Annotated in this window: 10 protein-coding genes and 1 rRNA gene; 3 read left to right on the plus strand and 8 right to left on the minus strand. The window is 43.4% G+C overall.

All coding sequences use genetic code 11. The annotated features are described in order from the left end of the window. Nucleotides 1–159 precede the first annotated feature (159 nt). Together CDG79_RS19365 and CDG79_RS19370 are read right to left on the minus strand one after the other, a co-directional pair. Complete coding sequence (locus CDG79_RS19365) at nt 160–2,040, minus strand: ABC transporter ATP-binding protein (RefSeq protein ID WP_094343575.1); 1,881 nt, start codon at nt 2,038–2,040, stop codon at nt 160–162. Nucleotides 2,041–2,249: 209 nt separating this feature from the next. Continuing rightward, nucleotides 2,250–3,146, minus strand: coding sequence for an ATP adenylyltransferase family protein (locus tag CDG79_RS19370; RefSeq protein WP_094343576.1), 897 nt, complete (start codon nt 3,144–3,146; stop codon nt 2,250–2,252). Nucleotides 3,147–3,383: 237 nt separating this feature from the next. On the opposite strand from CDG79_RS19370, the gene CDG79_RS19375 reads away from it, so the two are divergent. Beyond that, a complete protein-coding gene (locus tag CDG79_RS19375; protein WP_094343577.1) occupies nt 3,384–4,652 on the plus strand; it encodes an HhoA/HhoB/HtrA family serine endopeptidase in 1,269 nt (422 codons plus the stop codon). Nucleotides 4,653–4,734: 82 nt separating this feature from the next. On the opposite strand, the gene aroF is transcribed toward CDG79_RS19375, so the two are convergent. From aroF to rpsO, 3 genes are all read right to left on the minus strand, one after another. Further along, nucleotides 4,735–5,793 carry a 3-deoxy-7-phosphoheptulonate synthase gene (gene aroF / locus CDG79_RS19380; protein ID WP_094343578.1) on the minus strand — a complete coding sequence of 353 codons (1,059 nt, stop codon included), beginning with the start codon at nt 5,791–5,793 and terminating at the stop codon, nt 4,735–4,737. Between the two features lie 284 nt (nt 5,794–6,077). Next, the gene (locus CDG79_RS19385) at nt 6,078–6,548 is read right to left on the minus strand and encodes a PAM68 family protein (RefSeq protein ID WP_094343579.1); all 471 of its coding nucleotides are present in this window, start codon (nt 6,546–6,548) and stop codon (nt 6,078–6,080) included. Between the two features lie 12 nt (nt 6,549–6,560). Continuing rightward, a complete protein-coding gene (gene rpsO, locus CDG79_RS19390) occupies nt 6,561–6,830 on the minus strand; it encodes a 30S ribosomal protein S15 (protein ID WP_094343580.1) in 270 nt (89 codons plus the stop codon). 380 nt (nt 6,831–7,210) lie between these two features. Between rpsO and CDG79_RS19395 the strand changes: the two genes are divergently transcribed. Then, nucleotides 7,211–10,813: an AAA-like domain-containing protein gene (locus CDG79_RS19395; RefSeq protein ID WP_094343581.1), complete on the plus strand. Its 3,603-nt coding sequence runs from the start codon at nt 7,211–7,213 to the stop codon at nt 10,811–10,813. A gap of 73 nt (nt 10,814–10,886) precedes the next feature. Here CDG79_RS19395 and CDG79_RS19400 read toward each other — a convergent pair whose 3' ends face one another. The 3 genes from CDG79_RS19400 to glyQ form a co-directional block, all read right to left on the minus strand. Continuing rightward, a complete protein-coding gene (locus tag CDG79_RS19400) occupies nt 10,887–11,348 on the minus strand; it encodes an NADAR family protein (protein WP_094343582.1) in 462 nt (153 codons plus the stop codon). Nucleotides 11,349–11,390: 42 nt separating this feature from the next. Then, on the minus strand, nt 11,391–13,745 hold the full coding sequence (locus tag CDG79_RS19405; RefSeq protein WP_094343583.1) for a ComEC/Rec2 family competence protein: 2,355 nt from the start codon (nt 13,743–13,745) through the stop codon (nt 11,391–11,393). Between the two features lie 377 nt (nt 13,746–14,122). Next, the gene (gene glyQ, locus CDG79_RS19410; RefSeq protein ID WP_094343584.1) at nt 14,123–15,061 is read right to left on the minus strand and encodes a glycine--tRNA ligase subunit alpha; all 939 of its coding nucleotides are present in this window, start codon (nt 15,059–15,061) and stop codon (nt 14,123–14,125) included. A 313-nt stretch (nt 15,062–15,374) separates the two neighbouring features. On the opposite strand from glyQ, the gene CDG79_RS19415 reads away from it, so the two are divergent. Beyond that, nucleotides 15,375–15,500, plus strand: a 16S ribosomal RNA gene (locus CDG79_RS19415); the annotation flags it as partial.

Consider the following 15,500-nt stretch of genomic DNA (forward strand, 5'->3'; position numbering starts at 1 on the left):
TTATTATTCCCAGCATCTCTTGAGGTTATGCGATTTCTATGACGGGCTATGACGCTCGTTCGCGCCAGCGTGCCGTACCGTAGACTCGCTATCGGTGTCGCATCAGGATCGATACCTAGCTCACGTAACTATTTATCTTAGTTTTTTCCTACCGATCTCTTAGGTTCCCAACATCTGTAAGTTATGCAAAGTGGCATAAAGCCCTCCTTGTTGCAGCAGTTGATCGTGACTTCCCTGTTCGATTAATTCGCCACGCTTCAAAACAAAAATCCGGTCTACATTGCGAATTGTAGACAGGCGGTGAGCGATAATAATGGCAGTACGTCTGAGCAATAGCTGGTTTAATGCCTCTTGAACTAAAGCTTCTGTGCCAACATCTAAACTAGCGGTAGCTTCATCTAATACCAAAATTTGGGGATCGCGAATGGCAGCCCGCGCAAAGGCTAAAAGTTGCTTTTGACCGCTAGAAATATTTGTGCCCCGTTCTCGAAGTTGAGTATCATAACCTTGGGGTAGTTCTTCTATAAACTGGGCAATATTGGTTTGCTCTGCTGCTTGTTGAATCTGTTCAATGGTATAGCCATCTCCTAAAGAAATGTTGCTTTTAATATCGCCTGCAAACAAGAAGCCATCTTGTAAAATCACTGCCATATAGCGCCGCAGTTCTGCCTGTGGGACTTCTCGAATATCTACGCCATCGATGAGAATGCGTCCTTGGGTGGGTTCGTAGAGGCGGCACAAAAGCCGGATGATCGAAGTTTTACCCGCACCTGTGGGGCCGACTAAGGCCACTTTTTCACCAGGACGAATGGTGAAATCTAAGTCTTTAATTACATAATCATCATTTTTGTAAGCAAACCAGACACGATCGAAGCGAATCTCGCCAAGTTCAGGTGGGGAAGTGATATCTGGGGATTCTAGATTTGCAACGATCTCGTCTATGTAGCCGAATTTAGCATCAAATATTGAAAAGCGTACATTGGCGCGATCGCGGATTTCTATCGGTTCATCTAATATATCGCCTACGCGTTCAATGGCGGTAAAACCAGCTTGAATGACTGTAAATTTTTCGGCAAAATCTCTTAAAGGGTCAAATAATCGCTGGGCATACAAGATAAATGCAGATAAAGTCCCAAAAGCTAAACTTTTTCCTGAGAGTAACGAACCACCCATGTACAAAACAGCTGCGATCGCAATCAGCCCAATCCATTCTAAGGTTGCTGAAATAAATGAATCATAAAAGATGGTTTGATCCATTTGCTGAGTGTAATGGCTGTTGGTGGCGCGAAACAGTTCGGCATTAAATTTTTCTCTGCGGAACAGCTGCACTATGTTAATGCCAAGGACATTTTCTTGTAACTGTGAGTTCAATATAGAAAGTTCTTCCCGCCCTTTGTAGTTGGCTTTGCGGTATTGTTGCTGAATGTAAACAATTAACCAGGTAACTGGTAACAGCATCAATAGCAACAAGCAAGTGAGTTGCCATTGGATAGAAAACATTAAAGCCAAAATCACCAACATGGAAAACAAATTAGACACGATGCCAATTGCCCCAGTGGAAAAGACATCGCCCAACACTTCCACATCGCTGGTAATTCTGGTGATTAATTTACCTACAGGTGTGCGGTCAAAAAAGCGTACTGCTAGGGATGTTACGTGTTGGAATAAGTCTTGGCGAATTGCTACGGTGATTTCTTGCCCTAGCTTCTGTATTAAATAACCCTGGTAGCCTGTCAAAAACAATCGGATTGCGATCGCAACGAACAACAATCCCTCCAGAATATTTAGCCCTTGGGACAAGGGGCGATTCTTGAGAAATTCGTAAGTGCTTGGTTCATTGCGAATTAGGGAGATAACTTGGCCAATCAACAGAGGTTGTATGGCATTAGCTAGTGCAAGCGGTACAAGTAGGGACATCGACAGCGTTAACAGTCGTCCGCTACGACGGGCATAAGGCACTAAACGCAAAAACAACCGCCAGTCATTTTCACGCCGACGAGGTTGTGTATAAGATTTTTTGAGGGATTGGTAGATGCTCATAGTAAGAGCATTATAGTTAACTACCCCGCTATATTATCCGATGGGGCTTCCCAATTCATCGGGAATAGCCTCCAGGACTCTTTAGTTCTATTGGTCTGACATTCCCTTTAAGGGCAGGAGTCCTGATTCCCAAGACCAAAATCTTTTACCCAGACACTTCAGGGTAACTACCCAAATAACTTTTTAGGACGGGCATCATACCAACTTGGTTAAGATATAGCAACGTTTTTGAGAATGGTCATCGGCCCTTGGGCTTTGAGAATCTCCATTTCTGCTGCGTTTCGCACTAGCAAAGCACCAGCGAATCCTAATGAATTCACAGAGATAGATTGGAAATGCTCCTGCCTTCGCGGTACGATTAACATCCATTCTCGTGTTGCTAGCAGATTGTAAGCACCACATTGCCTTGTATCTAAACCCACAGTCTCTAGCAAAGTGCGATAAACTTCTAGTGTTCCTTTGGCTGCTGTGAATGGCGACTGTATCCAATGGGAATTTAGTGGTGCGAAACCGTGTACAAAAGGAAGTTTTGCTAAAGTTGCGTTCGAGTCCTGAAGTTGTACTGCTGTCAGTAGAGGTTCAATAGGTATCTGCGGTTCTGAAGATGCAAGTGGTAGTGGTACTAATTGCAAGTGTTTGTGTCGCTGACTAGCACCTGCGGTTTTGCCACTATTGTAGAATGCTAAACCATTGAAATCAGCTAAACACGCCCACATAGCTGCAAAATCTTCCAGAGTCAGTAAACTTTCCTGTTCCTCGAAGGCACGAGTGATGATTAGCAGGTGACGATCGACAACATTGTATTTATTTAAAATACATACATGAGTATCGGAGATATCCGTCACAAATAAATCCTCTTCATAAGGCAAAAAAGGATTAAACTCTTGACCAGAGAGAACAGATTGTTTTTCCTGTTTCTCCTTCGCTGCTTTTTTGCGATTCAGGTTAGACAAAATCCGCACCAAAAAGCGCACGCCATCCTGTTCGACAAATTCAGATTCTGTCAGTATCGACAGTAGCGCCCCACATTGCAAAGCATGATTAGTCCGTTCTTTAACACTTGTCCATAAAGTGCCAGGTTTCAGTAAGATTTTCCCCTGTGCCATTTTATTCCTTTAGGCATGGTATGGAACACGCAGTCAACTTAATATAAAATTGGCGGTTATAAACCTTACTGATTCTAATTTTATACGCATTATATTTGTGTGCCCCTACGAATGAGTATATTCCAAAACGGTTTCATAAAATACCAAAGCTTTCACAACAACGCAATACCTCCGCAACAAAACTGTCACAAATCATATCTACATTAGTAATACATCTAAATATCCTTCCAGACAGCAATGCAAAACCAATCTCGTGATGGAGAACACCCATCAAATAGCATTTTATCCAACACTGCTGATGTCAAATACCATAATCGAACACCCTGGAAAAAGGCTGCCGCCTCTCTATCGCTGGTGCTGCTGGGATCGGGTATGACATTTGCAGGCGGCTATATGGCTGGACACCCTCAGCAGGTGTCTGAAAGTGCATCTAATTTGGCGGTGAGTCGAGTAAATGCGGCTCCTCCATTACCATCTGCCACAGATCCTAACTTTGTTACCCAGGTGGTACAAAGGGTTGGGCCGGCTGTAGTGCGAATTGATTCTTCCCGAACCGTAAAAACTCAGATACCAGATGAATTTAACGATCCATTTTTCCAACGCTTCTTTGGCTCTCAAATGCCAGAACAACAACAGAATCGCGTAGAACGGGGTACTGGTTCAGGTTTTATTATTAGTGCTGATGGTCGTATTCTCACCAATGCTCACGTAGTCGATGGTGCTGATACGGTAACAGTAACACTTAAGGATGGACGTAGCTTTAAAGGAAAGGTTTTAGGAAAAGATGAGTTGACTGATGTTGCTGTTGTCAAGATTCAGGCGGACAATCTGCCTTTAGTTGCATTGGGTAACTCAGATAAACTGCAACCCGGAGAATGGGCGATCGCGATCGGCAACCCCCTTGGACTAGATAATACAGTAACTACCGGAATTATCAGTGCTACCGGACGCAGTAGCAATCTAATCGGCGCTCCCGATAAGCGAGTAGAGTATATTCAAACTGATGCAGCCATTAATCCCGGTAACTCTGGTGGCCCCTTGCTAAATTATCGTGGTGAGGTAATTGCCATGAATACAGCCATTATCCAAGGGGCACAAGGATTAGGTTTTGCTATTCCCATCAACACAGCACAACGCATTTCCAGTCAACTAATAGCTACAGGCAAAGTAGAACATCCTTATTTGGGAATTCAGATGGTAGGGTTAACGCCTCAGCTAAAACAAAACATCAACTCAGATCCTAATAGCGGTTTGAGTGTAAATGAAGATAAAGGTGTATTAGTTGTGAAAGTTGTGCCAAATTCACCAGCTGCTAAAGCAGGGATACGTGCTGGTGATGTTATCCAAAAGCTCGGCGGGCAAACAGTCACAGATGCCAGCAGTGTCCAAAAGGTAGTAGAAAATAGCCAAGTCGGGGGTGATTTGCGCTTGGAATTACGTCGCAATGGACAGAATCTTAACGTAGCCGTACAACCAGGTGCTTTCCCCACCCAACCAGTACAATAAAAGTTTTTCTATTGGTAAAAGTGAATTTTCTGGGATGGGTATTTTGCCTGTCCTTTTTTTTGCCGATCGAGAAGACTGATTTTTAAGCTAGAGCAACTGCTGGTTGCTGCCATCGTCCCACTGCTTTACCAATTACTGCTAATTCTTGCATCAAGTTATCGAAACGGTCTGGTGTCAGAGATTGAGGGCCGTCAGATAAAGCTTTGGCAGGGTTGGGGTGAACTTCTATCATCAGAGAATCTGTACCAGCTGCGATCGCAGCCATTGCCATTGAAGGCACAAACTCAGACCAACCTACACCGTGGCTGGGGTCAATCATAATTGGCAGGTGAGTCAGCTTTCGCAATACTGGCACTACCGATAAATCCAGCGTATTCCGCGTATACTGGCGATCAAAGGTACGTATTCCTCTTTCACATAAGATTACATTGGGATTACCAGATGCCAAAATATACTCGGCTGCCATCAACCAATCTTCAATAGTAGCCGCCATTCCTCGTTTTAATAGAACTGGTTTCGGCTGCGCTCCCACTTTTTTGAGCAAGGAGAAATTCTGCATATTTCTTGCCCCAACCTGAATCACATCAGCAACTTCAACAATTTTATCCAGATCGACTGCATCCATTACTTCTGTAATAATACCTAGTCCACTGACTTCCCGTGCCTTCGCCAATAGATCCAAAGCACTCTCGCCGTGTCCTTGGAAAGCGTAAGGTGAAGTGCGAGGTTTGTATGCTCCGCCACGCAAAAACTTGGCTCCAGCCGTTTTGACGCGCCGCGCCGTTTCCACAATCATTTCTTCATTTTCTACGGAACAGGGGCCGGCAACAACTACCAAAGGCTGGTGTTCGCCAAAGGCTACTGCTCCATTGGGAGTATTCACTACCACTTCCGAAGCTTCGCCGTGCCGATACTGGCGGCTGGCTCGTTTGTAAGGCTGCTCTACCCGTAACACCTGCTCAATCCAGGGGCTAAGTTCCTGAATTTGTAGTGGATCTAGACTGGCAGTTTCACCTACTACACCAATAACTACTTTGTGTTGACCAACAATTTTTTCTGGAGTTAGCCCCCAGCTAGTTAGTTCCTCATCAATACGGTTTATTTCCGCCTCTGGAGAACCACTTTTCATTACTATAATCATGTGAAAGTTCCTGATTAATTGAGTAAAATTTTTTGTAAATGAGCTAACTTTATTGTTGCCTATTGCCTTAATTACGAGTAGTTAAAAATAAAATTTATTTACAAAATAAATAGGCTGAATATAGCGCTCAGTCAGTATTTTTACTACAAGATAACTAGATAGAGAGTATAAAAAAGATTATATGATTTTAAATTAGTAATGTTGAAGTTATAAAATTTCAACTTCAACATTCACTTCTTTTATTTACCCAATACCGCAGTTACCTAATACCTGAGCGCCGTTTATTATGAGTTTTTTTGCCGAGTTTCGCGCCAAACTGCCACCATTCGTCCCCAATTGGTGTTGAACTCACCCAAACCTAGCAAACTTCCGACTCTTTCTTCATCCCAAGAGGCAGAGAGAACGCCATAAGTTATCCCTAAGACTCCCAAACCAAATAATCCCATGTTCACCAATAACACGGCGATGGGAGGTAGTTGGATGTCGGAGTAGATAGCAAGCAGATAGCTTACAACCAGGGTGGTAATGCCCAAAGCTGTTGGTACACCACAGAACCCAGCCACCCGTCGGATCATGCGCTGGCTGACTACTTGGGGAATAGCCATCTCTTGTTTGGTGTAAGTCTGTTTTTTATCAGCCTGTTTGCCAGATTCTTGTGGCTGTGCTGCTGGTTTACTTTGAGTTTTTGCGGGTTTTTGGCGCTTTTTGTTTGGTTCAAAGGGCAAGCGACTGCGTTCAGATTCTTCAGCAGACATAAGCGTTAGTCCCTATCCCCGAATACCGAGGCGAGCGATCAAAGCTTGATACTTCTCCCGGCTTTCCTGCGATATGTAGGCTAGAAGACGCTTGCGCTGACCAATTAGCTTCAACAGTCCCCGCCGAGAAGAGTGGTCTTTTTTATTTGCCTGGAGATGTTCGCTGAGGCGGTTAATGCGCTCAGTTAGCATGGCAACTTGGACATCGGCCGAACCCGTGTCGGTTTCGTGAACTTGGTAGGTGGAAATTATTTCTTGTTTCCGCAGTTGCGTCAGGGCCATGATTGATTCAATTTCTAGTTTTTCTAAATGTATTCAACAGTCTCCTATAATATCACAGCCCTTAAGCTGGATGTCGAATCATCTTTGCTGCTACATTTTGCACTTTAGGATACTAAGTAAAAAATAGCGATCGCATTTTAAGCGCCCTCCGAACTCCACCGCACTTATTTTCCAAAACAACTATCGACAATCGGTTAAAAAAATTCATGAATTAAGGGGACTTAAAGGTTACAAAAAGCCTTGATTGTAGGATGATGTATGCCTGTAGCAGATGTTTGCAATCTTCCAAAAGCACAAGTGTGGTAGACGTAGCTCGTCGTAATCATCATTTAATGACTATTCATTGTGTTAATCTCTTTGTTTGATAATCGTACTTTAATATGAGATACCAGGTAGGGGGTAGTCTCCGCAGTGACGATCCCGCTTATGTCATCCGTCAGGCAGACGAAAAGCTTTATACAAGCCTGAAGGCTGGTGATTTTTGTTACGTCTTCAATTCTCGTCAGATGGGCAAATCATCGCTACTACAGCGTACAAGTTATCGTCTTAGACAAAAAGGCTATAGCTGTGTTTACTTGGATATGACCACATTGGGTAGCGAGGATACTACACCGGAACAATGGTATAAAGGCATTATTATCAGCTTGTTCTACGCCTTAAATCTGGTAGAAAAAGTCAAATTTAAGCAATGGTGGGGGATGCAAGCAGGTCTTTCCTCAGTGCAAAAACTACACCAGTTCGTAGAAGAAGTGTTACTGCCAAACACCAAATCCGAACGTATTTTCATCTTCATTGATGAGATTGATAGTTTGTTAGGTTTGGGTTTTCCTGTTAGTGACTTTTTTGCCTGGATTCGTCATTGTTATAATCAGCACGCACACAACCCGAATTTTCAACGCTTGGGATTTACGCTATTTGGGGTAGCCAGTCCATCTGACCTAATTTCTGACAAACATCGTACACCTTTTAATATTGGTACAGCGATAGATTTACACGGCTTTCAACTCCATGAATCTACGCCATTGCTAAAGGGATTAGAGGAAGTTATTACTCAACCGGAAGCAGTACTTCAAGAGATTCTTTACTGGAGTGGGGGACAACCATTTCTTACCCAAAAACTCTGTCAGTTAATTGTCCACACGGCTTTAGAAACATCTAATCGAAAAATTGATTTACCGCCAGAAACTGAAGCATCTTGGGTAGAAGAATTTGTGCGATCGCAGATTATTCAACACTGGGAAGCCAAAGACGATCCCGAACACCTCCGCACAATTCGCGATCGCCTACTTTTTAACGAACACCGAGCCGGAAGATTACTAGGGCTTTATCAACGAGTGTTGCAATCCGAAGAAGCAGGGGAGCAGGGGAGCAGGGGAGCAGGGGAGAAAAGTTTTCCTCTTTGCGTGTTTCCCCGTGTGCCCGATCTTTGTGTGCCGACAGATGATAGTCAAGAACAGACAGAACTGTTGTTATCTGGTTTAGTCGAGAAACACAACGGCTATCTCAAAATTAAAAATCCCATCTATCAGAATGTTTTCAATGCTGAATGGGCAATCAAACAGTTAGACAATCTCCGCCCCTACTCTCAAACATTCAATTCTTGGGTAGCTTCTTCTTTTAAAGATGAATCGCGTCTTTTGCGAGGACAGGCTCTAAAAGACACTCAGAATTGGGCGCAAGGCAAAAGTTTGAGCGATTTGGATTATCAATTTTTAGCTGCAAGTCTTGAATGCGAAAGACGCGAAGTACAAACAGCATTAGAGGCAGCCCGTGCGAAAGAAGTAGAAGCACGACTAGAACAAGAGAAAAAAACTGCTAAACTGCAAAGATTTTTGCTAATTGCAGTATGTATTGGGTTGCTTGTCTCTTGCTGTTTGGGGATAGGAAGTTTCCTTTTGTACCGTCAAGCTCTCCAAAGCGCAAGTCAAGCCAGAAGCAGCGAAATCCGAGCGCTTGCATCCTCTTCTGAGGGATTATTTGCCTCAAATCGCAGATTGGATGCCCTTATAGAAGCAATTAAAGCCAAACATAGATTACAAAAACTAGGTAAGCCAAACACAAATATTCAGCGTCAGGTTGACAATGTATTACGTCAGGCAGTTTATGGAGCAGACGAGTACAATCGTTTTTCGGGTCATACCGCAGCTATTTTAGCGGTAGATGTCAGCCCTGACAGTTCTCTAATTGCCTCAGCAAGTGTAGATAAAACAATCAAGCTTTGGCGACGTGATGGTACAGAAGTTGCAACTCTCAAAGGTCATCAGGCAGCAGTTAGGGCAATCGATTTTAGCTCTGACGGCCAGATACTCGCCTCGGCGAGCGAAGATGGCACTATAAAAATCTGGAAGCGAGATGGCACTTTGCTAAACACTTTCAAAGGTCATACTGCTTCAGTCTGGGGAGTAGCCTTTAGTCCCGACGATCGATTCCTTGCTTCTACCAGTTTCGATAAAACTGTGAAGCTCTGGAAGCGAGACGGAACCTTGCTGAAAACGTTTCAAGGTTACACAATGGGGTTTTGGGGAGTCGCCTTTAGTCGTGATGGTCAAATAGTTGCTGCTGCAAGTCTCGACAAGACAGTAAAACTCTGGAAACGTGACGGTTCGGGCTGGCAAAATGCCAAGCCTTTAAAACCTCTCCAAGGTCACACAGGTTGGGTTGTAGGAGTAGCTTTCAGCCCTGACGACCAGACCATTGCTTCAGCGAGTGAAGATGCAACTGTCAAACTTTGGCAGCGAAACAGCACAGATAGCAGCTACCACCTTGATAAAACTCTTAAAGGTCATAGCGCTGGAGTTTCGGGAGTCGCTTTTAGTCCCGATGGTCAGACTATTGCCTCCGCCAGTCTCGACAAAACAATTAAACTTTGGAACATTGATGGTACAGAATTGAGAACTCTGAAAGGACACACTGCGTCCGTTTGGGGAGTGACTTTTAGCCCAGATGGGAGCTTTATTGCTTCGGCAGGTGCAGAAAACGTTGTCAGACTCTGGCAAAGTCAAAACCCATTTCAAAAGTCTATCATTGCCCATAAAGCTGGGATTTGGTCAATCGCGATCGCCTCCGATAGTTCAGCGATCGCCACAGCTAGCCACGAAAACACTGCTAAAATTTGGAGTCGCCAAGGTAAATTGCTCAAAACTTTTACTGAATCTGGGGGCGCAATCTTCGACGTTTCATTCCCTGAAGATGGCAAGTTAATAGCACTTCGCACTTACGATGATAAGGTAAAACTTAAGAAGCGAGACGGCACTCTAGTCGCTACTTACAAAGATCCTCTAGGTAAACTCTTAGCAGCAGTATTGAGTCCCGATGGACAAACGATCGCAATGGCAAATGTTGACAAAATTGCTCAAATATGGAGGCGCGTTCGCCTTGCACCACAGATTCTCAAAGGACATCAGGCGGAAGTCTGGCACGTCGTATTTAGTCCAGATGGGCGGCTTGTTGGTTCAGCTAGTGGCGATAGTACTGCTAAATTGTGGACGCTGGATGGCAAGTTATTCAAAACCCTTGTAGGTCATTCTGCGACAGTATGGAGAATAGCCTTCAGCCCTGACAGTAAAATGGTTGCTACTGGAAGTGGCGACAATACTGTGAAGCTATGGACAGTTGAAGGTAAATTGCTGAAAACTTTTAAAGGTCATACAGCTGCAATTTGGGGAGTTGGGTTTACTCCCGATGGAAAAATAGTTGCTTCTGGGAGTGTGGATGCTACCGTCAAACTTTGGAAGCTGGATGGTACAGAAATCACAACTCTTACAGGACATACCGCAGCAATTAGGGATATTGCCATCAGTCGGGACGGGACAATGCTTGTCTCAGGGGGTGATGATAACACGCTCATTCTCTGGAATTTGCAGCGAATTCTCAACTTAAATGCACCAGCTTATGCTTGCGCCTTAGTGCAAGATTATTTGAAAACTAACACAGCATTAGAGGAGAGCGCTCGCACTATTTGCGATCCTTTGAATTTCAACTAAAACTCCAAAGGCTGCCCTTTTTTCATCCTCAAAACTACTTTTTTTGCTAAGTGTCTTAACTTTACTTGCATATTTACTCTGATGCTGAGGATGTACTGTATGTATGGTGCAGGATCTCTCGCACTTCCATTAAAATGTTTCCTAGCATATTTTTACCACTACCATCGGCTCCGCAACCCCAATAAAAATCGATGGGCGAGTTTTCAACAATTTCTACTTTGCCTGTAGAAAGCAAGATATCTCTAATATCTGCATGAGTTTGGAATTTACATAGCACAGCTTGCCGCATTATGTCGTCTTTAACTTGTTCCCAATCTTGACGAAGAGGACGGGTTCTTTCACGCCCCATTCTTGCCGCATCTTTAGGTGTTTTAACTAGACGGATTTTTTCTAAATGAGGTGTACCCACAAACTTTTGCGCTTGGAAGTAGTGTTCGCTAGTTGACCAATATAATCCATCTAATTGAAAGCCGTGCGGCGAAAAGTTTGAGAAACAGCCATATTCTTCGCGCGTGCTATAAAAGGAGATTGTCATATAAATTTATACCGCTTTTAATTTACTTAATTTGTGAGTTTTTTATAAAACAGATGATTTATTTTCTGCTGCTTCAATAAACGCCTCGAACTGACCATCAGGTGTCCATTGAATCGCCCCATCTCGTCCAGTAAAAAACAGTTTTGTTTTGCTTTGATTCAGTTCAGATAAAACTTTTGGATCGAAGTTAGCCGAAGAAGCGATCGCTACTTGTGGTTCCAGAGCAATAACTAAATCTTTTAATGACTGAGGGGAACACCATAGCACTTGTGGACGAGGCAAACTCCCATTTTTAACTAATTGCTGTACCTCTTTAGACTTTACATTACCAACTAATAACCAATTTTGGTCTAAAATTTGCAATTGTAAGATAGGTAATTGGTCATTAATTAATTGGGCCACTATTGAACCAGTTTTTACAGCTTGACCAACTGCCATCGGTTGATAATATCCCTGATATTTTTGTAATTCTTGTTGAATTGCCTGAGTTGCAATAGAATTTTCTGGATTAGAGGAATATTCATAGAAATTTTTGATTGGTAATCGTTGCAGTAATTCCAACCAAGCATTACTTTCATTGCCTTGAAAATCAGTTGCGATCGCCCAATTAATTTGATTTACACCTTGTTGTTGTAAAAACGGAAGTATTGTGAAACGTCCAGTTCCTTCATCGCCACTATTAATTACAGTTACAGTCCCTCTATCTTGAACAACTACAATTGGTTCCGTACCAGATTCTAATACCGTTATTCTAAATAATGTATTTGTAGAATGCCAAAGGGGGATAAATACTAAACCAATCGCCACCACATTAGCAACCCACCATCGACGCTGCCACCAAGGGACTAGCCAAACCAGTATAATCAGTGCGTAAATCGCCAAAAGCTGCCAAGTAGATATACTGCCGACAGCAACAGAATTTCCTGGCAACTTGCTAAAAAATTCCACTAATTTAATTAGCCAGTCTGTGGGGTAATGTAGCACCGCAGCAAGGAAACTTCCTGCCTGAGTCCAAATTAAACCCACTAAGGCACTAATGATTCCACCGATACTAATGATCGAAATTAATGGGGTGCTAATCACATTCAGCAACAGACTATAAGATGGTACAACCCCAAAGACAAAAAGTTGTACAGGTAAAGTCCAAAGAGTCGCAGCAAGGGGAACGGCAATCAAAGAAGCGATCGCAGGTGGTAGCCATGCTAGGCGATTAACTAATGCTGGTACTGTTACAATTAATCCCAGTGTTGCTAAAAAACTCAATTGAAACCCTAAATCCCAAATCCATAGAGGATTAAACACTAATAACAGAGTTGCTGCTAATAGTAACGATCCGAACTGTTTCACCTTCCTTTTTAATAGCAGCCCAACTAATGCCGCAAAACCCATAATTACGGCTCTGAGAACCGCAGGTTGAAAACCTGTTAAACTCAGAAAAATGATTAAAGCCAAAAAGCCAAGGGTAAATTGCGTTCCCTTTTTTGCCCGCCTCGTTAATTGTAAGATCACACTCAAAATCAAAGAGGTTTGGAACCCGGAAGCCGCTAAAGCATGAGCTAATCCTGCTTGTACAAACAAATCGCGGATATCGTAGGGTAAATCAACAGCTTTGCTTCCCAACACCATTGCACTGACAAGAGGCCCTTCAGGAATGCCCAACCAACGAACTTGCGATCGCACAATTCGCTCTCGAATTTGCCACCATCCCCATTTACGTTCCCGATCCAAAACATTTATTTGTCGCCCAATCAAACCAGCAAACGTTCCTTCCTGCTTGAGAAACTTCTGAAAATCGAAACCACCAGGATTGGAAGCCGCCTTTGGTTTGTACAAAACTCCAGTCACAGCAATTTGTTGACTAGGGTATAACCCAGTAGCCTGAAGTATAGGCACTGTCACATACAATTTGCCCGTTACCCCTTTTGGCACACCTACTGAACCTTTTTCATTTTTGACCTCATCTATCTGAGTCGCTTCCAGCCAAAATTGTCCTCGCTGACTGCGAGTTAATCGGGGATTACTCGCCACTTCCCCACGAACAATCACAAGTTGTTCTTGATTATTGCTATTTCCAGGTGGGACGAACTGACTAATATCTTTTGCATCTGGTTGCGGCACTCGCCATTGAAAATATAGAGTTGCCAATAATCCCACCAAACCAGCAGCTAGCCATATTCGAGGATGGGAATTAGTTTGCCAAGTGTTAGATACAGCCTTATTTTTGCTTCCAGCATTTTCTGCTTTCTGGTCGAGTTGCCGTGGGCTGGTACGTCTTCTAAAAACAATTGCTCCCACTATCCCCAGAACCAAAATCCACACACCACCCCAAGGAACTGCTGTAAACAGCAACCCAAAAATGTAGCCAAGACAAATAATTACACCACTGGTTTGAATCATAAGATTTTTTGTAAAAGCACCTGACACCCAGAATTAGCAGCGGACTTAAAAATAGCTAGCGTATCAATGGAGAAAAATTGGCGTTGCTGAATTTGGCAATGAAATTCAAAAATCAAATATTCCAAACTCTCATATCTTGCACCTGGATCGCCTCTGCGTAAACTTTTCATATCTTTGATCGGCAACACCGAAAAATTTTTATGCTTGTGGTGAAGTATAGTCCATCAAGTTTATACAAACAAAGCCCGCACAGGCGAGGCGGGCTTTGTTTGTAGCCTTAATGTTCTAGACTCAAGATTTAACGGTATTTCTGACCTTTATCAAAAGCCACATTATAAAAATATGCCTAGCTTAGAGAATGCAAAATCAAGGGTTTGCTAACCTGCCTCCGCAGGTTTTGTCTTTGTAGCCGCGACTTCTAGTCGCCCACCAGGTATGATTGGTTTCAAATCTTTGAGCAACGGAAAACCTAACTTCTCCCTTTGCTCAACATATAAATGAGCAACCTTCCTAGCCAAATGCCGAATCCTGGCAATATAGCGAGTTCTCTCCGTCACCGAAATTACACCTCTAGCATCCAGCAGGTTAAAGGTGTGCGAACACTTCATTACATAATCTAAGCTAGGCAAGACCAATCCTCGCTCCGTTAATTGGGCAGCTTCCTGCTCATACAAATTAAATAGTGTCAGTAGCAACTCAGGGTTTGACGCTTCAAAGTTGTATGTACACTGCTCAATCTCACTTTGCAGAAAAACATCTCCATAAGTAATGTTGTCCGTCCACTGGATCTTTGTAAATGCTTCTACTTGCTGGAGATACATTGTCAGCCGCTCTAAACCATAAGTAATCTCAATCGACACAGGCCGGCAATCGATTCCCCCACACTGCTGGAAGTAGGTAAATTGAGTCACTTCCATCCCATCTAACCATACTTCCCACCCAGTACCCCAAGCTCCCACCGTCGCATCTTCCCAGTTATCCTCTACAAACCGAATATCGTGATCTTCAGGACGAACACCTAAAACCCTTAATGAATCAAGATAAATCTCCTGGATATTATCTGGCGAAGGCTTAATCAAAACTTGGTACTGATAATAGTGCTGGAAACGGTTAGGGTTTTCACCGTACCGCCCATCCGTTGGGCGACGACACGGTTCAACATAAGCAACAGCCCACGGTTCGGGCCCTAATGCTCTTAAAAATGTCTGGGGATTCTTAGTACCTGCTCCCTTCTCAATATCGTAGGGCTGGGCGATGAGACAACCGCGCTCGCCCCAGAACTGATGCAATAAACTTATAACCGATTGAAAATTCACGCTTGCCCCTTCCTTTATGACTCGACACAGTGCATAAACCATTGTTGCCTAGAAGCCTGGACGGTGGGGAGTTAGAGGGCGATGAAAAACAGTCCCAAAGAAATTTGGAGAAAATAGTTGACATGAGGAGATTGGTTCGGTATATTGAATAAGTGCCGGAAGCGGAGCGCGAAAGAGCGACGCTTTTAGGGATACCGAACCTTGAAAACATTATAGTTTGAAAGCAATTATACAGCAAGTGTGTTGCGTCAAGAAAATAAAGATAACTAAGCTGAAGTTAAAAAAGAGCAGCTAATGAGCTTACAAACGCTTCAAAACGGAGAGTTTGATCCTGGCTCAGGATGAACGCTGGCGGTATGCTTAACACATGCAAGTCGAACGGTGCTTTCGGGCACAGTGGCGGACGGGTGAGTAACGCGTGAGAATCTGGCTTCAGGTC

The sequence above is a fragment of the Nostoc sp. 'Peltigera membranacea cyanobiont' 232 genome (genome assembly GCF_002245985.1).
GTDB lineage: Bacteria > Cyanobacteriota > Cyanobacteriia > Cyanobacteriales > Nostocaceae > Nostoc.